The organism is Wenyingzhuangia heitensis (genome assembly GCF_011762155.1).
GTDB classification, from domain to species: Bacteria; Bacteroidota; Bacteroidia; order Flavobacteriales; family Flavobacteriaceae; genus Wenyingzhuangia; species Wenyingzhuangia heitensis.
In genome coordinates, this window is the sequence record NZ_JAASQL010000003.1 from 149,597 (window position 1) to 175,145 (window position 25,549).

Below are 25,549 nucleotides of genomic sequence, written 5' to 3' on the forward strand. Positions count from 1 at the left end.
ATCAAATCTCTAGTATTCTGTTGATATATCTAAAACCAAATGATGAAATCAACAGGATAAACGTTGAAAGTAAAACAAAAAAACCCCTTAGAATAATGATGATTATTCTAAGGGGTTTTAAATCATTTGTGGTAGTAACCCTTTATTTTTTTGGAGTTATCTTAAATGCAAAAGCATGATTTCCGATTTTATTTTTAGGAAGTTTAATGGTTAATCCTTTTTTATTTCTATCAAAATCTAAGTCTTTGTTATCTCCTAGTAACTGAATTGATTTTATGTGATTAGAATACAAACCATTACCTTTTACTAAAGATTTTATTGTAAACTCTTTATCTTTAGGCCAGTCTAAAACAATAGCATACAACACATCACCTTTTGTGGTAAAACGTATGTCTTCTGCAGTATTATCAGCGTTTTTCTGTTCACTTAAATGACCTTCGGTAACTTTTGCTTTTCCCTCTCCATAAATATCAAATGTTCTAGTTCCATAAATGGCTTCTCCGTTTATTTTTAACCACTGTCCCATTTCTAACAAACGTTCTTTTACCGGTTCTGGAATTTCACCATTTGATTTTGGAGTAATATTTAATAACACCGCTCCATTTTTACTAACCACGTCTACTAAAAAATCAACCAACCTATTAGTAGATTTGTAATTTGGATTTTTAATATGAGACCAAGAATTCCAATCTATAGAATCGTCTGTAAGCCAAGGAAATTCTTTTTTCTCACTCATTCTAGCTCTTTCTAAATCTAACACAGCAGTTCCTTTGGCAAAGTCATAAAACTTATAGGTAGACACAACCTCTTGCTTGTTTTTATCGGCATGATTGTAATAATATTCTAAGAACTCTTTTCTGTGTTGTTCAGAAATCACGTCCATTTTGTTATCAAACCAAACCAAATCTGGATTGTACTTGTCTATAATTTCTTTCAAACGATTTAACCAATCATCATTAAACTTTTGATCACCTGCTGGATAATACCTTTTTACACCTTCATCAATTTCATGCGGCCTGTATGGATATTGAAAATCTCCTTTTTTTACTTTTGGTCCATACAAATCTGCATATTCTGGATTAGAGGCATCTGTCGTTTCATCCCAAGTAGGAAACCACCCATACAACCATTGACGGTGGTATGTGGCTATAAACTTCATATCTCTTTTTCTTATTTCCTTAGACAACTCTCCCATAATATCTCTTTTGGGTCCCATGTCTTTGGCATTCCAACGTGTTAAATCACTATCCCACATAGCAAAACCATCAGCATGTTCTGATACGGGTCCAGAAAACTTAGCCCCTGCTTTTTGAAATAAATCTGCCCATTCTGCTGCATCAAACTTTTCGGCAGTAAATAAGGGTATAAAATCCTTATAACCAAACTTATCTAGCTCTCCGTAAGTTTCTACATGATGTTTGTAATAATGACTTGCCTCTCCTTTTCTAGCTTCTGGATTGTCTTTATTTACATACATCCAATGTGAATACCACTCATTTTTATACTCGGGAACAGAATAAGGCCCCCAATGACAATAGATTCCAAATTTAGCATCTAAAAACCATTCTGGAGTTTTATGTTTTTTTAACGATTCCCACTCTGCTTTGTATGCTAATTTTTTAGTTTCTTTTTGAGTTTTACAAGAAGTTGCAAAAAATAAAAACCCACAGATTATTATTATATTTTTTTTCATATCTCTATTTATTAAATCCTCTTGTTTTAATAGTATCTAGTTTACTTTCTAGTTCTTCTTTATTATCTCCAGAATACTTATCGTAAAATTTATAATAATTACCATAAGTGTATTTTCTATTTCTATTTCTAACCTCTTCTCCCATTTTTTTAAATTGAGCAGAAGCTTTTTGCTGATCTCCAATTAATAACATATAGTCATTTTCAGAAATCACATTCCCTTTTTTATCTTTAAGCTCCAATGTAACATAAAAATTCTTCTTTACTCTTTTTAAAATTTTTTGATTGATTTCTAAAACTTTAGTAGAACTATTCTCTCCTATTTCATCAATATTAAAAGATTTTTTGAACAGCACATTTTTAGCATCATCTTTAATTATATAGGTTGCTTTACAGTTTTTATATTCTTTATAAAAATCATTAACAACCCAAATATCTCCTTTAAAATTTTCTGATGTTTTCCATCTACGTTTGTCAAATTTTAAATTAATCAACAAAGGTTGAAATGCTGTTTTTACAAAATAATAAGAACGTTTTGGCTGGGTATAATTGTCTACCAACCCCCATTTCATATCTGGCCAATATGTAATAAAATGACACAATGAAATTCCGCTAGTTACCGGTTTTCTTCTTCTAAAATGTTCTATACCTAATTGAAAAATAATTCCCTGAGCATCTTGTGTAGCATCTACAAATTCTTGTAAAGAACCCGTTTTTTCTTCTCCAAAAGCATCAAAATTCTGAATTCTTAATCTATCTAAATCAGCCCAATGATGTCCCCAACTTACACCAGGAGTCCATAATTCATCTTTAGGAATAAACTTTTTTAAACTCTCTACATTCGGCACCGAAGTAATTGCATATTCTGGAACAATTGGATAATCTAAACTAGAATACCAGTCTTCCATCAACTGTTTCCCCATCCCATAGAAATATCTTAAGGCATGTACGGCTTCTTTAGGTTTGTAACCCGCTTCTTGTGCTGTTTCACAAGTTAAAGGAGAATCTGGCACGTAGGGCAAGTCTACCTTAGCTTGTAATCTTTTTCCTAGAGTTTCTAAAAAATTTCTAGTAAACATTGCATCTCCAGAACGTAAAAACATTTCTTCTCCACCTTCCATCATAATTAAAGAGGGATGATTTCTTCTTTCTGTGATTACACTTTCTCCTTCTTTAAAAATCTTTTCTAAAAAAGCTTCGTCTTTAGATAAATTTCCAGTTCCTAAAGGAATAATGTCTTGCCAAACAGTAATTCCAGCTTCATCACATAATTTATAAAAAATTGGAATTTCTGGTGGATGCCATCCAAAAATTCGGATGTTATTCATATTTGCTTCCTTTGCTAATTTGATCAGTCTTTTGTATTTTTCTTCTGTAGTTCTTCCCACAAAAATATCTGGTGGTCCACCCCAACAAGCTGAACGAATAAAAATTGGTTTTCCGTTAATTACCGTAGTTCTCGGAAAACTCACCTCATCTTTTGTAAACCCAGGATTCCACTTCATACTTACTTCTCTAATTCCAAAAGTAGTTTCATTATAATCTTGATTTATTTTATGGTCTTTTAACGAAATTTTAGCTGTATATAAATTAGGCTCTCCCAAATCCCAAGGCCACCATAATTTGGCATTGTTAATTTTTACCTGTTTTTTAACAATTTGTTTTCCAGGCTTGATCAATTTAGAAAACTCAACCTTAATCTCTTTACTTTTAAAATTTTTCCCCTCTATAGTTCCTACAAAAGACATTTGTTTAGGTATAGAAGCTGTATTCTCTACTTCTATTTCTAAATTAGCATAAGCTGATTTGTCTTTGTTAATTTTTGGTTTTACATACAAATCTGTAATTCTAGCTTTACCAGTAGTTACCATTCTAATAGGTCTATACAAACCAAAAGGAATTAAATCTCTCCAATAGTCTCCAAACCAAGGAGTTTTTCTTCCGGCAACTCTAGAGTTTACTTGTGGTGGTGGTGCCAAACGAACCATTAAAATATTAGAACTTTTTAGCCATTTTTTAGAGGTTCTTAATGCGTGATTGATATCAAAAGAAAAAGGAGAAAACGCACCTTCGTGACTTCCTAAATATTCTCCATTTAACCAAACATCACAAGCGTAATCTACACCATCAAAGTCCAAACGAACCATGTTCTCGCCAATATCTTCGGTTACATTAAATTGATACGAATACCACCATTCGTATTGCATTACCCATTGTGCTTTCACACTATTTCTTCCATAATAAGGATCTTCTATTACACCAGCTTTCCATAAATCTGTGTATACATCCCCGGGGATTTTAGCAGGATTCCAAACATGTGTTTCTATATCTTCTGGAGGTAATTGGTGCAAGCCTTGTTTGACTCCTTCTCCAGGAAGCATCATTTTCATTTTCCATTGGTAGCCACTAAAATCTCTAACCAACTGGCTGTTTTCGTTGTGCGAATTGATAGTTCCAGGTTGTGCATACCCAACTATTGCTGCCAAAAGCAAGCAAAAAACTAACATTTTATTTTTTACTATTTGTCCCATATGATAGAATTATGATTGATAATTAACTAATAAACTTTAGTCTGTATAAAGATTCTTTTTTTGATATAATTAAACAATGACCTTTATCATAATAAAAAACACAAATACGACTTTAACACATTAAAAATACAGGTTAAATTAGTCTTAAAAAAGCACAAATACGACTATCATAAAAACAAAAAAGACCACTAGCGTGGTCTTTTTCATTCTAAAATGTATTTTTTTTATTTCTGATCTTTTACAGAAATTTCTTTTCCTTTTACCACACCTTTTGCCGTATGATGTTTCATTCTTTCTGTTCTAAATCCACGAATATATTGATAATCGTAATTTTTATACTCATGTGTTAATCCCCAACGTAAAATTTCTGTTGGTTCTTTTTCATTATCAGCAGTTCTATTTAATCCAATAGCATGTGGAGCTCCTTTAACAACAGCTTTTATGTCAAAATTAATTCCATCAGGAGACCATTGTACTGTATTTTTTTCTGGTCCATCTGTAGTAATTAAAGATGCAATACCACCATTGTAAGGCCACACACAAATTTCGTGTCCACTGTTAGATATTGGGTTGTATTCTGATTTTACATAAGGTCCTTTAGGGTTGTCTGCAATAGCAACACCATGTCTAATTTGACGACCACCAAATGTGATGGCTTCTCCCATCTGCTCTCCTTTGTAATACAAATAAAATTTACCGTTGTAAGGAATAATACATGGATCGTGTACTTTGTGACTATCAAAATCTCCTTTTTTCTCTACAGCAAATCTATCTTGTGCTTCACCTTTCCAAATTCCATTATTAGCTGGACTTAAAATAGGTTCTTTACTTTTTGTCCAAGGTCCATTAGGAGATGTAGACCAGGCTAAACCTACTTGGTTTTTTACACGTACACTATAAGGATTTTTTACTGTCTGATAACATAAGTAATACATTCCATCGTTTTCCATAATCTCTACAGTAAACACAGAACGATCATCATATTCTCCAGCTTCACCTCTAAGTACGGCTGGTCCTTCTTCTTTCCATGTAATTCCATCTACAGAGGTAGCGTACCAAATATCACATCTATCCCATGGGAATACTTTATCTTTAACAACATCTCCTCCAAATCCTTGAGAAGGCCCTGTACTTCTACTATACCAAGTATAGTATTTACCATCATGTTTAATTAATGCACTAGGATCTCTTCTTACAACTCCTTCTTCATAGGCAAAATCACCTTTTAAATCGTATGTTTCATATTTAAAAAACCACTCGTTTCCATAAATCAATTCATCATCCCAAAGCAATGCTCTTTTAGAGGCTGCACTTAATTTATCTTTATTTGTAATTCCTAAAAAATCTTGTTTTTCATCACTCAACTCTATTTTATTTTCACAATCCATAGCTGTTTTTTGTTGTTTACAAGAGAACAATCCTAACCCTAAAACTACAGGCAGTATATATTTTATGTTTTTCATTTTTATGTTTTTTTTTAATTAAGCCAATGTATTTGAATAAGCTATTATAATAATTCCAATCACCATACAAGACAATCCTAAATACAAAGAATTCTTAGCTCTATTAGATGCTGTATACCATTCCTTGGTAATTAAACCACTAACAATAGCAGTAACTACACAAGCAGTATTAAAAATTGCATAACCAACACTACCTCCTAATTCTTTTCCTAATTTAAAAGCCGAATAAGCAAACACTACAGAAGCTGCAAAGTTAAAAACTCCCATAATTGTAGTTAAAGCAATATTTTTTCCTAAATGTGGAGTTTTAAATTTACCCCATAGTTTTTTTGCAGATAATTGCTGTATAAAGTAAACTGCAATAGCAACTCCACCAGCCATATAAATTACGTACATTACCGCAATAGCACTTTTCCAAGGAGCATTTCCTTGAGCTTGGGAAGCACTATCTATAATTTCTGCACCATAAGCATTAGCAAAACTAAAACCAGTAGCTAGTAAACCACCTGCAACAGCTATTAAAATACCTTTAACAACAGACTCTCCTCTATTAATTGCGTAGCTATCCGTCTTTTTATCGTTCATTCTAATAATTCCAGCTCTACCATTTGCTATAATTCCTATTAAAACAACTCCTAACCCCATTAATATAGTTACAAGTACATTTGTTTTAGGTAATCCTACTTGAATAAAAGGTAATAAAGATCCTACTAAAATAATAGTTCCAATAAAAATTGAAAAACCTAAAGACAATCCTATATAATTGATCGCTTTTCCCCACATCATAGCACCAATTCCCCAAAGAATACTAGAAATAATCATTCCCATAAGTACATTGGTTGGTATTGCTGTTAATACGTCTGCAAACCCATCTATTAATAAAAATGCAGCTATGTTTGGTACCACAAATGTATTGATGGCAAAAAACAAACTCCATGTATTTTCAAATTCAAAATCTTTTGTGAATTTTTCTGGCAAGGCATATAACCCCAATAATAATCCTGCAAGTACTGCAAATAAAACACCTGTAATCATAAATGTAGTTGTTTAAGTTTTTAGTTATTAAATGTTATGATAGTTGTTTTAGTGTTAAAACCCTACTAATCATAAGTTTGATTTGTATTACCAACTAAATTTAAAAATAGTAGTACTTTTAAACTCTTCACCAGCTTTGGTAATCGATTTTGGTGAGTTTTTTATATTTGGTCCATTAGGGAATCTGTGTGTTTCACAACAAAACCCTTTATATTTTCCAAATTTCTGTCCGTTTTCTCGTTGAATTTCATCAGAAGTGTATTTACCTGTGTAGAATAACATTCCTGGCTCAGTAGTAGAGACTTCTAATTTTCTTGAAGTTACATTTGATGATATTTCTGCTACTTTTTCTAACTGAAAAGCTTCTTTGTCAAAAATGTAATAATGTTCAAAACCATCGTTCATAGCAGTATGCACATGTTTGATAATTTTTGAAGTTCTTAAATCATCATCTTCTCCATTTAAATTAACTACTTCTCCTGGAGCAGCTCCTGTATCATCCATAGCCAATTTGTTACTCGCTTTTATTTTAACATTGTGTCCTTCTATAGAAGTAGTAAATCCGTTTAAATTAAAATAAGTGTGATTGGTTAATGCTAAAGGAGTATCTTGATCTGGTGTAGCAGTATAATTTATAGACAACTCGTTATTATCATTTAAAGTAAACGTAACTGCTACGTTTACATTTCCTGGAAAACCTTCTTCTAAATCTTTACTAATTAAAGACATTGTAACTCCAGTAATTGTATCTGTATTTATAACTTTTGCCGCCCAAACTTTTTTATCAAAACCGACAACCCCACCGTGTAAGTTGTTCTCTCCACAGTTTACTGCCAAAGGATATTCTTTACCGTTTAAGCTAAATTTTGAGTTTTTTATTTGAGAACAATATCTCCCTACAGTTCCACCAAAGTAGGGAGCATTGTCTGTATAAACTTTTGAAAAATAATTCTCAAACTGATCAAAACCACAAGCTAAGTTCTCTATTCCTCCCTTATCATTAGGCACATTAACAGTGGTAATTGTAGCACCAAAACTACTTATTTTGATTTCAACTCCATTGTTATTTTTAATGCTATATAATTCTATATCTTGACCCTGATAGGTTCCAAATTTTGATACTGTTGTTTTCATCAATTTAATTTTAATATTATTTTTCTTCGTATTGTGCTAATTTTTCCCAGTTAAAAATAACCCCAACACCTGGATAGTCTGGAGCCACTGCTCTGTAATTTTCTACAACTAAAGGTCTAGTTGTGTATTCATCTATAGGAAAACTATGTACTTCTAACCAGCCCGAATTAGGTTGTGCAGAAACCAAACTTACGTGCAATTCTTGCATTCCATGAGAACATGCTGGAATTCCGTGCTTATCTGCCAATCTAGCAGCTGCTAACCATCCTGTAACTCCTCCACAGTTTGATGCATCTGGCTGTACAAAAGATAACTTTGCTTGATCAAAAGCATATTCAAATTCGTGAATAGTGTGTAAGTTTTCTCCCATTGCTAAAGGAAAACCTGTAGCATCAACTATCTCTCCAAACCCTTTATAATTGTCTGGAATAATAGGTTCTTCAAACCATGTAATATTTTGATCTTTAAATCCTTCTATCGCTTTGATTGCTTTTTCTACCGTCATAGAGTAGTTTGCATCCACCATAAAAGTTACGTCTGGCCCAATATATTCTCTTACTGCTTTGATACGTTCTAAATCTTCTTCTAAATTCTCACGACCAATTTTAATTTTAACCGCATTGAATCCTTTTTCTAAATAACCTTTCATGTTATTTAGTAACTTTTCTATTGGGAACATTAAATCAATTCCTCCACAATAAGCTTTACAAGTGTTCCCTGCTCCACCGGCCATTTTCCATAAAGGCTGACCTGCTTTTTTACATCGGATATCCCACAAAGCAATATCTACAGCAGAAATTGCAAAAGAAGCAATTCCTCCACGTCCTACGTAATGAATGTGCCATTCTAGAAAATCATAAATACCTTCTATATCTGTACCGTCTTTACCTATTAATGCATTTGTAAAATCGTGCTCTACCATTGCTTTAATAGCAAAACCTCCTTTACCTCCAGTATAGGTATATCCTGTACCTTCACTACCATCTTCTAAAGTAACGGTAACTGTTACCAACTCAAAATGATAATGATCTCCATGTTTAGCATCTGACATTACCTCTGGTAACGGCACCGTAAACAATTGTGTTTTAATATTTGAAATTTTTGTACTCATACTATTTTATGATAAAAGAGAGCAAAGCCACTGGCCCCATAAACCAAAAAAACAGATACCAATGGCTAATACTCTAAAAAACTAATTATGCTTTGTGTCTAATGTAGAAAGTCTTCTTTTCTAAATATTGTTCAAAACCATATTTTCCATCTTCACCTCCAGAACCTGATAACTTGTATCCGTTATGGAAACCTTGATGTTGTTCACCATGACCTCTATTCACATAGATTTCACCGTATTCTAATTCGTCATTACACTTCATAATCGTGTTCATGTCATTGGTAAATACCATCGCAGCTAAACCGTATTCACAGTCATTTGCAAAACCGATTACCTCTTCAAAAGAGCTAAATTTTAAGACAGGTAAGATTGGTCCAAAAGATTCTTCATGAACAATAGTCATGTCTTGAGTTACGTTTGTTAAAACCGTTGGCTCAAACCAAAAACCTTTTTCAAACTCAGCTCCTTCAGGTCTTTTACCTCCTGTTGCAACTGTAGCTCCTTCTTTAATACTAATAGCTACCAACTCCTCCATATGCTTTAACTCAGAACCATTTACCTTTGGTCCCATATCAGTTTCTGCCAACATTGGGTTTCCAACTTTTATTGCTTTAGTTGCAGCAATAAATTTCTCCATAAATGCATCATAAATTCCTTCGTGCACATACATACGCTCGTTACAAGTACAAACTTGTCCACAGTTGTCAAAACGAGAATGTAAAGCAGATGCTACAGCAGCATCAATATCTGCATCTTCAAATACAATAAATGGAGCTTTCCCTCCTAACTCTAATTGAACATGTGTTAAATTGTTTGCTGCGTTACGTGCAATTTGCTGTCCTACAGGAGTAGAACCAGTCATTGTAACCATTTTACAAATAGGGCTTTCTACTAACGCATTCCCCATTGCTCTACCAGGTCCTGTTAAAATATTAATAACTCCAGCAGGAATTCCTACTTTTTGAGCTAAGTTTCCTAACTCTAATGTTGCTAAAGGAGTTTCTGAAGTTGGTTTGATTACAATCGTATTTCCTGCAACCAATGCTGGACCTAATTTTCGTCCTGCCAATGCCAATGGGAAATTCCATGCTGTAATTGCAACTACAACTCCACGAGGTACTTTCTGAATCCAAATTTGTTCATTTGGATTGTCTGAAGGAATAATATCTCCCTCAATTCTACGAGCACCTTCTGCAGCATATCTAATAAAAGATGCCGTAACAGCAACTTCTCCTTTTGCTACTTTTAATAATTTCCCTTGCTCACTAACTAATAATTCTGCTAAATAATCTGAATTAGCATCAATTTCATTTGCTAAAGCATATAAATAATCAGCACGCTCACGAGCTGGTAATTTTTTCCATTCTTTTTGTGCTTTATCAGCAGCTTCTAAAGCTTCAATAGCCTCTTCTGCAGTTCCGTTTTGCACTCTTGCCACTACTTCTTCTGTAGATGGACTTACAATATCTATTGTTTGACCAGAAGTAGAAGTTCTCCACTCTCCATTAATAAATAACTGGTATTCTTTTACGTTTGACATATTCCTGTTGTTTTTAATGTTAACTAAATTATCTACCCATCCATCCACCGTCAACTAACATAACGGAACCATTCATATAAGATGCTGCTTCTGATGCTAAGAACACTGCTGGCCCTGCAAAATCAGTTGCTTCACCCCATCTTCCTGCTGGAATTCTAGATAAAATAGATGCTGATCTTTCTGGATCATTTCTTAAAGCTTCTGTATTGTCTGTTGCAATATAACCTGGTGCAATTGCATTTACATTGACTCCTTTACTTGCCCATTCGTTAGCAAAAGCCATAGTTAACTGACCAATTGCTCCTTTACTTGCAGCATATCCAGGTACTGTAATACCTCCTTGGAATGTTAATAATGAAGCTGTAAAAATTACTTTACCATGACCTCTACTAATCATTTCCTTACCAATTTCTCTGGTTAAGATAAATTGAGCATTTTGATTCACTTCAATAACCTTATCCCACATTTCATCTGGATGCTCTGCAGCAGGAGCACGTAAAATTGTACCTGCATTATTTACCAAAATATCAATTTGTGGATGGTCTTTTTTAACCTCAGCAATAAATGCATACAAAGATTTTCTATCAGAAAAATCACATTGGTATGCAGAAAAAGATTTTCCTGTTGCTTCTACCGCTTTAGACACTTTACTCCCGCTTAATTCTAACGATGCAGAAACTCCGATAATATTTGCTCCTGCTTCGGCCATACCGATAGCCATAGCCATTCCAATTCCTCTTTTACAACCTGTTACTAAAGCTGTTTTTCCTTCTAAACTAAATGTATTTAATATACTCATGATGATTTATTTTTATAATTGACAATCCATTAACACCTTTAATCCATCAGGATTTTTATCGATATTTTCAAAAACAGTTTGAATGTTAGACAATGGCTGAACATCTGTTATCATTTGTTCAAATGGCAATTCATTTGCTGTAATTAATTGGATTGATTTTTCATAATCTTCTTTCTCGTATACACGAGCACCGATTAAACTTAATTCTTTCCAGAAAAATTTAAATAAATCAACTTCTTTTTTAACTCCGTGAATAGCAACCATTACAATTCTACCACAAATTCCTGCTACTTCACACATAATATCTAAAGCAGGTTGTACACCAGCTACTTCAAAAACAACATCTGCTCTTTTGTTTTCTGTTTTACTTTTAACGTATTCTACTAAATCAACCTCTAATGGACTAACAGCATCAAAACCTAATTCTTTAGCTTTTGCAATACGAGTTGGGTTTACTTCAGAAATAATTACTTGAGCCCCTACTTCTTTAGCAACCATAGCTACCAATAATCCAATTGGGCCACCACCTAAAACAACAGCAGTTTCTCCTTTTACCAATCCACTTCTACGAACATCGTGAGTAGCTACTGATAAAGGTTCTATTAAAGCTGCTAATTTTAAATCTGTAGTTTCTTGTAATTTGTGCAATGTAAAAGCAGGTACATTCCAATATTGCTGCATAGAACCTGGACTATCAATTCCAATAAATTTTAAATCTTCACAAATATGATTGAATCCTTTGTCAGATGCTTTTACTTTTCTATCGTCTAATGGACGAACTACTACTTTATCTCCAACGGCATAACCTGTAACTCCCTCTCCAACAGCATCAATTGTTCCAGACATTTCGTGACCAATTGTCTGAGGCATTTCAACTCTCTTATCCATCATACCATGATAAATATGAACATCTGTTCCACAAACTCCTGAATAAGCTACCTTAATTCTAACTTCACCGTTTAAAGGTTGCTCAATTTCTTTCTCAATTACCCCAAAGGTTTTATCACCTTTATATATTGTTGCTTTCATCTTAAAATTATTTAGATTCCAAATAAGGAACTAGTTTCTTATTTGGAACAAATATACAATTAATTGTAAAAATTACACTTTTTTACATAAAAAAATACCAAATATGAAATTAGTTTCATATTTGGTACTCATATCATCAAAAAAAGTCAGTAAAAACAAGGGGACTGAACCAAAAAAAACTCATAAACAGTTAGTTAAACAACTATTTATGAGTTTTATTTTTTCTTTTTAGAAAGAAAAAATTAACCTACATATCCTAATTTAAGGGATATTTCTTTCGCATATTTTGCAATTACTTCTCCTTTTTTCTCAAAATCTTTAGAAGGCAATCGTCCATGTGGTGCGGTAATCCATATTGCTGCTACAGGAACTCCATACTCGTTAAAAATTGGAGCACCCACACAATTAATACCTTGTATATCCTCGCCATTATCTACTGCGTAACCAACTTTTTTAACTTGCTTAAGCTGCTCTTTAAACACATCTTTTGATGTTAGTGTGTTTTCTGTAAAAGGAGTAAACTTAATTGTATCTACAATTGTATTCATTTCTTTGTCTGGTAAATGAGCAAGAATAGATTTCCCCCCCACAGAACTGTGTAAACTAAACTGAGTTCCTTGTTCTACAAATAATTTTACAGGATAAGAGGATGCCACTTGTTCTAAAATAGTTCCTTTGTCTCCAATAATAATACCTAGCATTACAGACTCCTTTAACTCATCTCTTGTAGCTCTCATTATATCTATAGAAACCTCAGCAATACTTTGTTCATTCATTGCAGACAAACCAAGTGTTAACATTTTTCTAGAAAGTGTGATCTTTTTGGTCGTTTCATTTTTCTGAAGATAGTTTTTAAATATTAATGTACTTACTATTCTAAATGCTGTTGTTTTAGTTATGGATAAATTTTCTATAATTTCTGCCAAAGTTAACCCGCCTTTACAAGTTGCTAGCAATTCAATTATCATTAATCCACGTTCTAAATTTGGAACGTTATATATAGGCTTACTCTCTTCTTTTAAAATACTCATTTAGTGTATTATTCATTAACAATCACAAAAATAGTCATTATTTCTACAACAAAATCATTTAACAAAAGTCATCTTACTTAAAAAAGGAACTGAACATTTAGTTTATAGCACCTAAAAGCAACATTCTTTTTCAATTTTAAACAAAACATAAATTCAATAACATTAGCAACCTAAAAAAGCATAATCCACAATATTTATCTATAGAAAGATCTAAACATTTTACAAAAGAGAGACAATACATACTAAAAAAATAGATACGCAAACTAGACATTAACTGTACTGCAAACCAATATACACTCAACAAAAACAGCCAACTAGAAACAAAAAACATCTAATAAAATATGTTTTAACACTAACTAAAATAGAAAACTATACAATTTTTTAAAATAGTTTGTAATTTGCAGTACTTGACAACAAATACAAAATCCTTTAGTTCAATGAACAAAGCTCTATATAATATATTCTTATTTTGTTTACTTATAAGCACAACTATATACTCTCAGAGAAAAAAAGATAGTTTATATATAGAGGCTGATAAATTAAAACACAAAGACCCTAAGCTTGCCATAGATCTTTTTGAAAGATCTTATGAGCAATCTCTTGAAAAAAAAGATACTGTAAAGGCTATTGATGCTTTGATAGGAAAAGGTAAAATTCATAGTCACACTATGAATTATAGCAGATCTTATGATGATTACTGGAAAGCCCTTTTATTAGCAGAAAAAATAGACTCTAAAACTTTTATAAATAGATTACATCAATCTCTTGGATGGCTATATAGTTTTTACAATAGAGATGAAGAGGCCATAGAAAACTTTAACAAATCCATTGCCATTAGTAAAGTAATGGTAAAAAAGAAGTACGCTCCCAAAGGTTATATTTTTTCAGATTATTTTGCCTTAGCCAATTTTTATAGAGTTAGACAACAAAACAAACTACATAATATCTATTTAGACAGCTGTATACAATCTATAGATAACGTAAAAAGAAGTTACTATCTAGAAGCTGAAATAGGCTACAAACTTACCCTAGAAAAAAAATACAATAAAGCACTCAAAAAGCTTAATGAATCTAAAAAATACTTTCAAGAAAACGCCCCTTCTTATTTAGTAATCATTAATCATTTAATTGGGAATACTTATAAAGAAAAAGGAGATTTATCTAAAGCCAAATTACATTTTATAGAATCTATTGATTTATCTAACAGATATAGTAGTCATACCAATTACAAAATAATGGACTATGACAAACTTACTGATATATACAGATTAGAAAAAAATTATGAAAAAGCTTTTCATTATCAGAAACTATCCAAGGAATTAAACGAATCCATTTTTGGAAGTAAAAGCGAAAACAATCAAACATTATTTAAGCTAAAAGACACTTATAGAATAGCCAAAGAGAAGCAAGAAAAACTAGAGGCTATTAGAAAGATAAAACTGTTAGAACAAGAAGAGTATATATGGTTCTTAAAACATATTTTATTAGGTGTATGTATCTGTTTTCTAATAATATCTATTATTATATTTATAAGAAACTTAAAAATTAGTCACGAAAAAGAGAAAAAAACTATTGAAGAAAAACAAAAACTAGAACTTGATAGAAAAAACGAAGTCTTAGAATTAAAAAACAAAGAGCTAACCGCTTCTGCACTTCAGCTAATAGAAAAAGAAGAGTTTCTTAAAAACTTAAAAAACAAACTTTCTAAACAAAAAGATAATGTTGACGTTAAAGTAATTAACCGAATGGTGAATACTATACAAGGAAGTCCTAGCAGTAACTGGAAAGAATTTGAAGCACGATTTACGAGTATCAACCAAAGTTTTTACACCAATTTAAAAGAAAAATTTCCTAAACTAGGACAAACAGATCAAAAGATTTGTGCACTTATTAAATTGAATTTCTCTAGTAAAGAAATGTCATCCTTGCTGGGTATTTCTGTAGAAAGTGTACACACATCTAGATATAGACTAAGAAAGAAACTAGGCCTAGAACGCAATGATAGTTTGAGTGATTTTATCAACTCTATTTAACAAAAAAAGAACCTCTTGAAAGAGGTTCTTTTTTTGTATAAAACTTATTCTAGCGTAAAACTATACACTTGTGAATTTGATGAATTTCCTGCCAAATCTTTGGTAACGACTTTCCAATAATATGTAGTCCCCGTAATTAACGATATATTCTCTACGGTTTGCAAATTTGTAGTGGCATGTTTGGTTGTTGGATTTGAATTTGTATCTAAATACAACTCATACTCTTTTATATCATTATCAACATCATTCCCACTCCATTCTATAGTAACAGAAGAAGTTACAATTATCTCTTCATTTGTAGGATTCAATAATTTTGCTGGAAAAGGAATATAATTCTCTACTCCCTCTGCAGCCATATAAAACTCCCAAAGACTACTTGTTGCTGTTATTTGAGATCCTTTTTTTAATGAAACCACCGACCAAGAATACGGAACACCTCTTAAAAGATTCACCTCTTTAAAGTTTGTATTTGCAGTAAATTCTTTCACTACCCCCGTATTTAAGCTTTCTACTTTTAACAAATAAGAGTCTGCATTTTCTGCTTTCTGCCACTTAAACTCTAAAACAGCTTCGGTATCAGACACAACAATCCCTCCTTCACATTCTTCATTCTCCGCAGGATATACTAATACTGCTTTTTGAGGTTCTAAAACCATTTCTTCAGAATCTTTATTCCCTCCACAAGAAATAGCAATTAAAAGAATTAAACCAATTGCTAGATTTTTTATATTCTTCATATTATCGTTTTTATTGAACTATAAATTTTGATTTACCTATAAATAACTATTGCCAAGTAAAAGAAACTATAAATATTTTTCAAAACAAGTACTATTTTAAGGGTTAGTGTTTCAAATATAAGAGCTAATTCTAAACAAAAGAGCAACTATACACTCAATAAACACTATAAAACATCAAGTTAATTGATTTGTTATAACACAAAAAACATATGAGTTAGACAACTGAAATTTAACTAATTAAAAAACAAAAGCTCCGCTAAAAGATTTTGATCTTTTAGCGGAGCTTTTTACTCTATTAATGTATTTTTATTTACCGTCTTGTAATGCAAATACTTTTTGCAATAATACGGTAGACCTTTCACCAATATCTGTTCTAATTTTTTGTTCTTCAATCGCTATCATGGTATACACTCCTGTTAAGGCTTTTTCCGTAACATAATCTGTTAAGTCTGGATTTACTTTGGTAATAAACGGAATTTGATTGTATTTGTCTATTAGCAACGTCCATATTTCTGCAGCTCCAACTTTGTCAAAAGAATTTTTAATTACAGGACTAAAGGAAGCGTATAATTTATCGTTTGTAGTTGCTGTTAAATAGTTGGTAGCAGCATTGTTACTTCCCATTAATATATTTTTCGCATCGTTAAAACTCATGTTTTTAATAGCGTCTACAAAAATAGGTGTAGCTGTTTTTACGGCATCTGATGCGGTTGCATTTAAAGCTATCAACCCTTTGTCTGCCAAATCACTCAATCCAAATTTTCGTAGAGTCTCATCTACTTTTTTCAACTCCTCTGGCAAAGCAATTCTAACCAACTCGTTACTGTAAAATCCTTTGTCTTGGGTTAATTTACTTACCTGGTCTGATATTCCTTTATCCAAAGCTTGTTTTAAACCTTGTGAAATATCTAAACTAGAAATTGGATTTTCTGTTCCTATAGGTAAATTACTTACAATATGACTTAATTCTGCACAGTTTGTTAAACTAAGTGCCAAAACAATTACTAGTATTTTTCTCATTTTTTATTTATTTATAAACGAATCTGTTTTTTTATCATAACCATACGGACAGTGTTTACAACCACTTTTACAACAATATCCTCTTTTTAAATGATACTGTTCTGTAAAAACCCTATACCCCTGTTCATTGGTATAAAAATCACCTTCTTCTGGTGGAATGTTTAACATCTATTTTTTTTTTAAAACATTCACAAAAATAGAAAAGTAAAAAACAATACGTCTTTATTAAATTGTAAATAATCCCTTAAATATCCTAATTTAAATCCGCAGACTTTTTTTAATAAATAAAGTACCTTTGCATTGTACAAATTACTTTTTATGAATGATGTTTTAGGAACTGCTTTAAAAGCTTTTTATTTTGATAATAACACACAAGATAAATTGCTCACCAACTCTTCTATTTCTGAAGAAGACGAATTGCCTTTACCTTATTTATTAAGAACGTATAAAGACATGCCAGCCATTGAACAAAAAGCTTTGCAACTAGCCAAGGGGAAAACTTTAGATGTTGGCTGTGGTGCAGGGAGCCATTCCTTATACTTACAAAAAAAAGGATTACAGGTAACCGCTATAGATATTTCTGAGGGTGCCATAGAAGTAGCTAAAGACAGAGGAATTACAAACTCCCAAGTTACCGATATTTACAATTTTAAAACCGATGAAAAATTTGACACCATTTTGGTGTTAATGAACGGAACCGGTATTTGTGGTAAACTAACTAATTTAGCTAGCTTTTTAAATTATTTAACTGATTTTTTAACTCCTAATGGACAAATTTTAATAGACTCATCGGACATAGTTTATATGTTTGAAGATGAAAACGGAGACCACTGGATAGATGCCAGTCAAGAATATTATGGAGAAGTCCAATTTTGGATGAACTATAAAGAGCAACAATCTGAAACTTTTGATTGGCTGTATGTAGATTACAACACGCTACAACGTTGTGCTGTTTACAATGGCATGAATTGTGAACTTATGGCAGAAGGAGAACATTACGATTATTTAGCTAAAATCACCAAAAACTAATCCATGAAAAAGTTTCTTATTGTTATATTACTAATTTCTCAGTTTGTTTCTGCTCAAAGTAAAAGTTATCAGCAAGAAATAAATAAGCATAGAACAGAATTAAACGAATACTTTAAAGACAAAAATAAAAGTCCATTAGCTAAAAGTAAAATCAAAAAATTTACGGGTTTGCCTTTTTTCAAAACTCAAGAAAAATACAAAGTAAACGCAAAGCTTAGTTATACATTTAACAGTCCTGTTACCTATATTAGTAATACTGCAGGAAAAACAGAAGCATACCAACAATATGCTTTGGCAAGTTTTAGTATTGATGGAAAGCAATTATCATTACGCATTTATCAAAGTTTAAGCTTACTAAAAAAGAAAGGCTTTGAGAACTATTTATTTATTCCTTTTACCGATAACAGCAATGGTAAAACCACCTACAATGGAGGAAGATATTTAGATACAACTATTCCAGAAACCCCTACTGGAACTATTGTTTTAGATTTTAACAAAGCTTACAACCCTTATTGTGCCTATAATAAAAACTACATTTGTCCAATTCCTCCTAAAAACAATCATTTAGATATTGAAATTTTAGCTGGTGTAAAATATAAATAAGCTTATTGTATTTATTTAACAAAAACAGAAATGATAATTGTTATTTATAGTTGTTTTTTAACACTGTAATGGCACCTCCATTATTTTGCCAATTTTTAGAGATTATCGTTTTCTTATCTTCTCCAAATATTCCAGCGTTACTTCCTAGAATAATATCTAAATCTCCGTCATTGTCAACATCTTTTGCTTTGATTAACATAAAACAGCTATTTTCAAGATTATCATCTGCCAAAGAATAAGTTTTAAAACTCCATCCACTCTTTTGTTTACCAATGTTTTCAAAATACAAGAAACTCTCTTGTTTTTTATTTTTAGCAGAAGCATAATAACCTATAGATGCAATGTCTATATCTCCGTCATTATCAAAATCTGCAGAAACAGTTCCATAAGACCCTTCTTGTTTATGAAACCAAACTTGTTTGTATTTATGATTTCCTAAATTTTCATGCAACCTAACTCCATGGTTTGGTTTTAGAACACTTACAAAATCATCACTATCTCCACTAGAGGTAATAATATCTAAATCTCCATCTTTATCAAAATCTAACATTTCAAAATATGTTGTCCCATAATCAGGTGGTAAACTAATTATTCTTTGTTTTTCAAACTCTAAATTTCCTTTGTTTAAAAACAAATAAACACTTTCATTTTCCTGAGCAAGAAGCACATAAAAATCTTTTAATCCATCCTTATTTATATCTTTTAACACAAATTTAATAGCTCCAGGTTTTGCATAAATATTTTTCTTAACAACACCTTTTTCTCCTTTTGTATAAATATTAATACCTCCTAAATACTTTCCAAATTCTGCTACTAAAATTTCTGGAACTCCATCCTTATCCAAATCTTCAATAACAAAATCTATGGGTCTTTCTAAAGACTCTATAAACTTGCTCAAGCCAGTTTTAGATTCTATGATTATTTTTCCTGTAGGCTCATCAACATTTGCCATTCTTCCTAATAGTAACAAAAATTCTATATTTCCATTTTTAATAACATTTACCAAAGGAGATTCTATTTTTGTTTTTACGGTTTCATTTCCTTTATTATCTAATTTTAAATGATAATTAGATGTCTTAGTATTGTATCCAATATCATAAATCCCTTCATAAAAATTTAAATATGTTAAACCTTCCATCTTAGCTTTCCACGGAAACACCTCTTTGGTAAATTGAGGCATTTTATAAATAAAATTAGGGGTTAATTCTGGCTTATTTTCTTTAGAAGCATTTAAAAAATAATACTCCTGTATCATTTTCCATTCTGCTTTTGTAACTAAGGGTGCCTTTGGAAACAAACCAGAAGCTAATAATCTTTGTTTTGCTATAGGGTTTTTAAAATCAGACAATTGAGTTCCTTCTTTTTGCGCACTTAAAAAAAAACTCATTACAGGCAAAACCTCTTCCCAATATTTTTTAGGAAATGTTTTGGCTTTAGGAAACTGATGACAGCTTGTACAATATGTTTCTGCTAATTTTTTTCCTTGATTTAACTCCAAATTTTGCTGAACACTCTCCTTCTTTTCCTTTTGTGGTTTACAAGAATAATAAAGAGGTATTAAAAAAAGAATTATGTATTTATAAAAACTAGCCTTCATTGTAAAGTTTATTGATTTGCAAAAGATATACTTTTTAGTAGAATCCAAATTCAATTTTATCAATTAATTTTACCTAGACAAACAATGCACAAAACTATGTCGTCCTAATAAAAACGAGCACTTTTCACCTTAAAAACCAAAATTCTCTAGACATCGAAAAACAAAAAAGAAAACGTATAAATTACTAGACAATAAAATTACTACTTTAGAGTCCCTTCATTATTAAAAACATTAAAATGCAAAAATTCAATTTCATTTTTTTTATAACATTTAGCATAAGCCTATTATTTAATGTATCTACCTATAGTCAAGAAGAAAAGGAGATAGACACACTTTTTCAACAAGCAAAAGAGATCAAGTTTATCAACCCAAAAAAATCTGTACAGATATATACACAGTACTATCAAAGTGCTTTAGAAGAAAAAGACACTCTTAGAGCCATAAAAGGGCTTATAGAAATTGGTACTATATATAGCCATAATGTGAATTACAGCAAAGCTTATGATCATTTATGGAAAGCTTTGTTATTAGCAGATAGACATCAAAAAAAAATACACAAAGGAAGAGTCTACCAGGAACTTGGCTGGCTTTATGGTTTTTTTAACCGTAAAGAAGAGGCTTTAAAACACTTTAATGCTTCTTTAGAAATAAGTAGAGATCTCTACAAAAAAAACTTGGTTCCTTCTATTTACATTTTTAGCGATCATTTTGGATTGGCAAATTTTTACAGGGTAAACAAAAACTACGACATGTATCTAAAACATCTTGATAGTTGCGTAAAAATTAAAAACAACATTCAAGGACTGCACAAAAACTATTATTTAGAAGCAGAGCTAGCCTACAAACTAATGCTTGAAAAAAAATATGACAAAGCTATTGAAAAACTACAAACTGCTAAAGACTTTTTTAAGGAAGAAAGCATTACCTATCTAGTAGTCATAGAACATATTTTAGGAAAAGTATACAAAGCCAAAGGAGATTACAAAAAGAGTATAGAGGCTTATACAAACTCGTTACAAATCTCCAATCAATATCACTGTCATTCAGATTATAAAATCATGAGTTGTGATGACTTGGTTGAAGTTTATAAAATTAAAAACAACTATCAAAAAGCCTTTGTTTACCTAAAAGAGTCTAAGGAAATGAATGAGAAAATTTTTGGTAGTAAAACAGAAAATAATCAAGAATTGCTCTTGTTAAAAGATACTTTTAGAACCACTAAAGAAGAGCAACAAAAACTAGAAAGCAACAGAAAAATTGAACTGTTAAAACAAGAAAAATACATCTCGTTTTTAAAAGTAGTTACTACAACCACCGTAACAATATCTGTACTTATATTTGTCTACTTTTTTATTTTTTACACCAAACGAAAACATCAGAACGAAAAGAAAATTATAGAAGAAAAACAAAAACTTGAACTTGAAAAAAAGAATGAAATTTTAGAATTAAAGAACAAAGAACTAACCACATCTGCTCTGCAGCTAATAGAAAAAGAAGAGTTCTTAAAAAATCTTCAACAAAGATTAAACAAACAAGACGAGAGCATTAATACCAAAACGGTTAGTAAAATGATCAATACCATACAGGGAAACCCAAATAGTAACTGGAAAGAGTTTGAAACGCGTTTTACATTGATCAATCAGAACTTTTACAAAAAGCTTAGAGAACAATTTCCAAACCTTAGCCAGACCGATTTAAAAATTTGCGCTTTGATCAAACTAAACTTTACCAGTAAAGAGATGTCTTCTTTGTTAGGAATATCTGTAGAAAGTGTTCATACATCTAGATACAGACTTAGAAAAAAATTAAATTTAGAAAAAGAACAAAGTTTATCAGATTTTATCAATTCCATATAAAAACAAATAAATAAACTATTATATCACAAATAAAATAGCATAAAACTAAAAGAACATCATCTAGACAGATGTTGAGGGTAATGGCATATTCTCAGTATTAGTCTACCTTCAAAAAAACTCCTGTACAGGATATGTCTATCCTAACCGCAATCTAAAAGCCTTTGTTTTCAGTGAAATTTGTAAAACAATTAAAACTTTTAGATTCATATGAAAACTAACCTATGCTTAGGCATCAAGAAAAAACATTTATTAGCTTTTGTTATTTTGCTATTAAATGTAATCAATGCAAGTGCCCAACAAAAAAATTATCAAGGTCTAGTAAAAGACAATGAAGGACCTCTTTTGGGTGCTCAAATTACTATTAAAGGAACCCAGCAAACTACACTTTCAGATTTTGATGGAAACTTTGAATTAACGACCACACCAAACAAAACGATTGTTATTACTTATTTGGGTTACTTATCCAAAGAGGTTGTGTTATCCAATCAAAACTCTAATCTGATTAAAATTCAATTAGAAAGAGACGTACAATCTTTAGATGCTGTACAATTAATAGGATACGGTAAACAAAAGAAAAAGGAAATTACGGGAGCTGTAGCCAATGTTACTTCAGAAGAAATTACCCAAACCGCTACTTCTGATTTAGGAACAGCTATTCAGGGAAAAGTAGCAGGGGTAAACATCCAAGCACAAAATGGTAGTCCAGGAGAACCCGCAAATATTCAAATTAGAGGTGTGGGATCTTTAACTGCAGATGCTTTAGGGCCTTTATATGTAGTTGATGGAATTCCGTACGAAGACAATCCTAATATTGCTCCTAACCAAATAGAATCTATAGACATTCTTAAAGATGGAGCTTCTGCAGCCATTTATGGAACAAGAGCCTCTAACGGTGTTATTTTAATTACCACAAAAAAGGGAGAAGCCGGAAAAACTAGGGTAAACTTTACAAGTTATGTTGGGGTTCAAAACATTACTTCTGGAACTCCTTTAATGAATACAGACCAACAACTGTATCAAATTCAACAAAGAAACGTATTAAACAACACTTCTTTTGATCCTTTTAGTCTAAACCCACAAGCTTTAGATTTTAATACAGATTATATCGAATCTATTCAGAATAACAATGCCATTATAGAAAACTATTCTTTAAATGTTTCTGGAGGAACCAAAGATGTTCAGTTAAACTTTAACACCACTTATTTTAATCAAGATGGAGTTCTTAAAGGATCTGGATTTAACAGACTGGCCAATAGATTAACAGCACAATACACCAAAGGAAAATTTAAAATGTTTACTTCTGTGGGGTATACTACCGAAAACAGAGATCGTGAACCTTTTAATATTTACGAACAATCTATCAAACAAATGCCATACGGTAGACCTCTTTCGGATCCTAGCGATGTAAGTGTTATTGATGGTGACGGTGATGGTATTATAAGTGTATTTGCTGCTTTATTTGGAAATACAAACAAAACGGAAACCAAAAGAAACAATATTGCCCTAAACTTGCAATATGAAATCTTAAAAGGATTGAGTTACAAAGTAAACTTGGGATATAACAATTTTAATTCTTTTCAAAAAAGGTTTTTCCCTAGATTTTTATCTTTCAACTCACAAGGTGATTTAAATGCTAGTTCTGTCCTAAATGCAAGATTGTTAGAAGATCATGTTATTTCTAAAAGAAGATCTATAGAAAACATCTTAAACTACAACACTGCTTTTGGTACCAATAAAGAACATAAAGTAGGATTACTAGCAGTACTCTCTTATGAGAAATTCCAAAGTCAAACCTCTGGTACAGGAGTTATTTTTGATAAAGATGTACCCAATAACAATGTACAAGTATTAAGTGGTGGTGCAGAAGCTATAAAACCTACAGGAACAGACATTAACAGAACGCTAAGCGGAAAATTATTTAGAGGTCTGTACAATTACGATGATAAATACTTATTCTCTGGTAGTATTAGACGTGATGGTTCTTCTAGATTTCAGGGAGATAATAAACACGGAACTTTCTTTGGATTGTCTGCGGGTTGGAACTTACACGAAGAAAATTTTTTAAAGAATATTAGTGAAATTTCTAACTTAAAATTAAGAGCCAGTTATGCTGAAGTTGGGAACCAAAGCACCAGAGATTATGCAACAAGTTCTATTGTAGAATCTGGTGTTAACTACCCGTTTGCTACTTCAGAAAGCTTAGCTATCGGAAATATTCAAAGAAGAATTACCAACGAAAATTTGAAATGGGAAACAACCATTTCTAAAAATATTGGTATTGACTTAGCACTGTTTAACAATAGACTGAGCATGAACTTTGATTACTACGAAAATAACAAAAACGACATGTTGTTGTTAAAAGAATTACCTGGTTCTGCAGGAACTTCACAAACAGATGCCGTAAATCAATATGGAGTTGTTGCCGTAAATGCAGGAAACATGACCAACAAGGGAGTTGAATTTGCCTTGAATTACAGAAACAGAATCAAAGGATTAAAATACAACATCTCTTATACCTTAACTAAAAATGTAAACGAAGTAACCAACTTAGATGGCCTAGAAAGAGGTTATGGTGGTGGAGTTCCTTTTACAGAAGGAAATCAAAATGCAGACAACACAACTTACTACGCTGTAGGGCATGAAGCTGGAGCATTTTTCTTATTACAAAACCAAGGAGTGATTAAAACTCAAGAACAATTAGATGCTTATCAACTGATTGATAGCGGTTCACAATTGGGAGATTTAATGTATAAAGATCAGAATGGAGATTCTAAAATTGATGACAATGATTTGGTGTATAGCGGATCTGGTCAAGCAGATTTTGAATCTGGATTAAACATTGGGTTGAATTATAAAAACTTTGATTTTAATGCTCAAACCTATTTTTCATCGGGAGCAGAAATTTACAACGGAGCAAAATTATTTGCATACAGAGCTCGTAGACATCAAGATTTATATTCTATGTGGACACCACAAAACCCAACCTCTAATATTCCTACAGAAAGAACTGTTTCTAGTGAAAACGTTAGATCTAGATCTGACTATTTCTTAGAAGATGGTACTTATTTAAGAATCCGAAACTTAACCTTAGGATACACCATTCCAAACTTAGAAAAATTAAACATTAAAAAAGCAAGAGTATACCTAACCTCTGTAAACCCATTCACATTTACCAAATACTCAGGTTACGATCCTGAAGTTGGTGGAGATGGATTGTTAACCAGAGGAGTTGACAAAGGAAATTACCCTATTACAAGACAATTCTTATTGGGAGTTCAAGCTAATTTTTAAACCTTAAAAAGAAGAAAT

19 protein-coding genes are annotated in these 25,549 nt (G+C 31.7%); 5 read left to right on the top strand and 14 right to left on the bottom strand.

From position 1 onward, the window contains the following. Positions 1 to 142: 142 nt before the first annotated feature. The 10 genes from FHR24_RS11595 to FHR24_RS11640 all read right to left on the bottom strand — a co-directional run bounded on the left by FHR24_RS11595 (position 143) and on the right by FHR24_RS11640 (position 13,365). Positions 143 to 1,693 (bottom strand): alpha-L-fucosidase, encoded by a 1,551-nt coding sequence (locus FHR24_RS11595; RefSeq protein ID WP_167188783.1) that lies wholly within the window; start codon positions 1,691 to 1,693, stop codon positions 143 to 145. A gap of 4 nt (positions 1,694 to 1,697) precedes the next feature. Next, positions 1,698 to 4,223, bottom strand: a complete 2,526-nt coding sequence (locus tag FHR24_RS11600) for a glycoside hydrolase family 2 protein (protein ID WP_167188786.1) — start codon at positions 4,221 to 4,223, stop codon at positions 1,698 to 1,700. Between the two features lie 224 nt (positions 4,224 to 4,447). Next, on the bottom strand, positions 4,448 to 5,686 hold the full coding sequence (locus FHR24_RS11605) for a glycoside hydrolase family 117 protein (RefSeq protein WP_167188788.1): 1,239 nt from the start codon (positions 5,684 to 5,686) through the stop codon (positions 4,448 to 4,450). Positions 5,687 to 5,704: 18 nt separating this feature from the next. Further along, a complete protein-coding gene (locus FHR24_RS11610; RefSeq protein WP_167188791.1) occupies positions 5,705 to 6,721 on the bottom strand; it encodes an L-rhamnose/proton symporter RhaT in 1,017 nt (338 codons plus the stop codon). 87 nt (positions 6,722 to 6,808) lie between these two features. Further along, the gene (locus tag FHR24_RS11615; RefSeq protein WP_167188794.1) at positions 6,809 to 7,855 is read right to left on the bottom strand and encodes an aldose epimerase family protein; all 1,047 of its coding nucleotides are present in this window, start codon (positions 7,853 to 7,855) and stop codon (positions 6,809 to 6,811) included. 16 nt (positions 7,856 to 7,871) lie between these two features. Continuing rightward, complete coding sequence (locus tag FHR24_RS11620; RefSeq protein WP_167188797.1) at positions 7,872 to 8,966, bottom strand: mandelate racemase/muconate lactonizing enzyme family protein; 1,095 nt, start codon at positions 8,964 to 8,966, stop codon at positions 7,872 to 7,874. An 85-nt stretch (positions 8,967 to 9,051) separates the two neighbouring features. Continuing rightward, on the bottom strand, positions 9,052 to 10,506 hold the full coding sequence (gene aldA / locus FHR24_RS11625; RefSeq protein ID WP_167188800.1) for an aldehyde dehydrogenase: 1,455 nt from the start codon (positions 10,504 to 10,506) through the stop codon (positions 9,052 to 9,054). Between the two features lie 28 nt (positions 10,507 to 10,534). After that, positions 10,535 to 11,299 carry an SDR family oxidoreductase gene (locus FHR24_RS11630; protein WP_317166204.1) on the bottom strand — a complete coding sequence of 255 codons (765 nt, stop codon included), beginning with the start codon at positions 11,297 to 11,299 and terminating at the stop codon, positions 10,535 to 10,537. An 18-nt stretch (positions 11,300 to 11,317) separates the two neighbouring features. Further along, entirely contained in the window at positions 11,318 to 12,334 is a 1,017-nt protein-coding gene (locus FHR24_RS11635) for a zinc-dependent alcohol dehydrogenase (RefSeq protein WP_167188805.1), read from the bottom strand. A gap of 242 nt (positions 12,335 to 12,576) precedes the next feature. Continuing rightward, positions 12,577 to 13,365: an IclR family transcriptional regulator gene (locus tag FHR24_RS11640; RefSeq protein ID WP_167188809.1), complete on the bottom strand. Its 789-nt coding sequence runs from the start codon at positions 13,363 to 13,365 to the stop codon at positions 12,577 to 12,579. Positions 13,366 to 13,802: 437 nt separating this feature from the next. On the opposite strand from FHR24_RS11640, the gene FHR24_RS11645 reads away from it, so the two are divergent. Continuing rightward, the gene (locus FHR24_RS11645; protein ID WP_167188813.1) at positions 13,803 to 15,398 is read left to right on the top strand and encodes a hypothetical protein; all 1,596 of its coding nucleotides are present in this window, start codon (positions 13,803 to 13,805) and stop codon (positions 15,396 to 15,398) included. 44 nt (positions 15,399 to 15,442) lie between these two features. Here FHR24_RS11645 and FHR24_RS11650 read toward each other — a convergent pair whose 3' ends face one another. The 3 genes from FHR24_RS11650 to FHR24_RS11660 form a co-directional block, all read right to left on the bottom strand. Next, a complete protein-coding gene (locus FHR24_RS11650; RefSeq protein WP_167188816.1) occupies positions 15,443 to 16,135 on the bottom strand; it encodes a fibronectin type III domain-containing protein in 693 nt (230 codons plus the stop codon). 306 nt (positions 16,136 to 16,441) lie between these two features. Then, entirely contained in the window at positions 16,442 to 17,155 is a 714-nt protein-coding gene (locus FHR24_RS11655; protein ID WP_167188820.1) for a DUF4197 domain-containing protein, read from the bottom strand. Positions 17,156 to 17,158: 3 nt separating this feature from the next. After that, the gene (locus FHR24_RS11660) at positions 17,159 to 17,323 is read right to left on the bottom strand and encodes a DUF5522 domain-containing protein (RefSeq protein WP_167188823.1); all 165 of its coding nucleotides are present in this window, start codon (positions 17,321 to 17,323) and stop codon (positions 17,159 to 17,161) included. A gap of 150 nt (positions 17,324 to 17,473) precedes the next feature. Between FHR24_RS11660 and FHR24_RS11665 the strand changes: the two genes are divergently transcribed. After that, complete coding sequence (locus FHR24_RS11665; protein ID WP_167188826.1) at positions 17,474 to 18,184, top strand: class I SAM-dependent methyltransferase; 711 nt, start codon at positions 17,474 to 17,476, stop codon at positions 18,182 to 18,184. Positions 18,185 to 18,187: 3 nt separating this feature from the next. Further along, positions 18,188 to 18,787 carry a DUF1684 domain-containing protein gene (locus FHR24_RS11670; RefSeq protein ID WP_167188830.1) on the top strand — a complete coding sequence of 200 codons (600 nt, stop codon included), beginning with the start codon at positions 18,188 to 18,190 and terminating at the stop codon, positions 18,785 to 18,787. A gap of 40 nt (positions 18,788 to 18,827) precedes the next feature. Here the strand turns inward: FHR24_RS11670 and FHR24_RS11675 are convergent, their stop codons facing one another. Beyond that, on the bottom strand, positions 18,828 to 20,285 hold the full coding sequence (locus tag FHR24_RS11675; RefSeq protein ID WP_167188833.1) for an FG-GAP repeat domain-containing protein: 1,458 nt from the start codon (positions 20,283 to 20,285) through the stop codon (positions 18,828 to 18,830). Positions 20,286 to 20,620: 335 nt separating this feature from the next. On the opposite strand from FHR24_RS11675, the gene FHR24_RS11680 reads away from it, so the two are divergent. After that, on the top strand, positions 20,621 to 22,240 hold the full coding sequence (locus FHR24_RS11680; RefSeq protein WP_167188836.1) for a hypothetical protein: 1,620 nt from the start codon (positions 20,621 to 20,623) through the stop codon (positions 22,238 to 22,240). Positions 22,241 to 22,447: 207 nt separating this feature from the next. Then, positions 22,448 to 25,531 (top strand): SusC/RagA family TonB-linked outer membrane protein, encoded by a 3,084-nt coding sequence (locus tag FHR24_RS11685; protein WP_167188839.1) that lies wholly within the window; start codon positions 22,448 to 22,450, stop codon positions 25,529 to 25,531. Positions 25,532 to 25,549: the final 18 nt, after the last annotated feature.

Bases quoted from the DNA above. Each gene is read 5' to 3' on its own strand.
- FHR24_RS11595 (WP_167188783.1), bottom strand. From the start codon at position 1,693: ATGAAAAAAAATATAATAATAATCTGTGGGTTTTTATTTTTTGCAACT.
- FHR24_RS11600 (WP_167188786.1), bottom strand. From the start codon at position 4,223: ATGGGACAAATAGTAAAAAATAAAATGTTAGTTTTTTGCTTGCTTTTG.
- FHR24_RS11605 (WP_167188788.1), bottom strand. From the start codon at position 5,686: ATGAAAAACATAAAATATATACTGCCTGTAGTTTTAGGGTTAGGATTG.
- FHR24_RS11610 (WP_167188791.1), bottom strand. From the start codon at position 6,721: ATGATTACAGGTGTTTTATTTGCAGTACTTGCAGGATTATTATTGGGG.
- FHR24_RS11615 (WP_167188794.1), bottom strand. From the start codon at position 7,855: ATGAAAACAACAGTATCAAAATTTGGAACCTATCAGGGTCAAGATATA.
- FHR24_RS11620 (WP_167188797.1), bottom strand. From the start codon at position 8,966: ATGAGTACAAAAATTTCAAATATTAAAACACAATTGTTTACGGTGCCG.
- aldA (WP_167188800.1), bottom strand. From the start codon at position 10,506: ATGTCAAACGTAAAAGAATACCAGTTATTTATTAATGGAGAGTGGAGA.
- FHR24_RS11635 (WP_167188805.1), bottom strand. From the start codon at position 12,334: ATGAAAGCAACAATATATAAAGGTGATAAAACCTTTGGGGTAATTGAG.
- FHR24_RS11640 (WP_167188809.1), bottom strand. From the start codon at position 13,365: ATGAGTATTTTAAAAGAAGAGAGTAAGCCTATATATAACGTTCCAAAT.
- FHR24_RS11645 (WP_167188813.1), top strand. From the start codon at position 13,803: ATGAACAAAGCTCTATATAATATATTCTTATTTTGTTTACTTATAAGC.
- FHR24_RS11650 (WP_167188816.1), bottom strand. From the start codon at position 16,135: ATGAAGAATATAAAAAATCTAGCAATTGGTTTAATTCTTTTAATTGCT.
- FHR24_RS11655 (WP_167188820.1), bottom strand. From the start codon at position 17,155: ATGAGAAAAATACTAGTAATTGTTTTGGCACTTAGTTTAACAAACTGT.
- FHR24_RS11660 (WP_167188823.1), bottom strand. From the start codon at position 17,323: ATGTTAAACATTCCACCAGAAGAAGGTGATTTTTATACCAATGAACAG.
- FHR24_RS11665 (WP_167188826.1), top strand. From the start codon at position 17,474: ATGAATGATGTTTTAGGAACTGCTTTAAAAGCTTTTTATTTTGATAAT.
- FHR24_RS11670 (WP_167188830.1), top strand. From the start codon at position 18,188: ATGAAAAAGTTTCTTATTGTTATATTACTAATTTCTCAGTTTGTTTCT.
- FHR24_RS11680 (WP_167188836.1), top strand. From the start codon at position 20,621: ATGCAAAAATTCAATTTCATTTTTTTTATAACATTTAGCATAAGCCTA.
- FHR24_RS11685 (WP_167188839.1), top strand. From the start codon at position 22,448: ATGAAAACTAACCTATGCTTAGGCATCAAGAAAAAACATTTATTAGCT.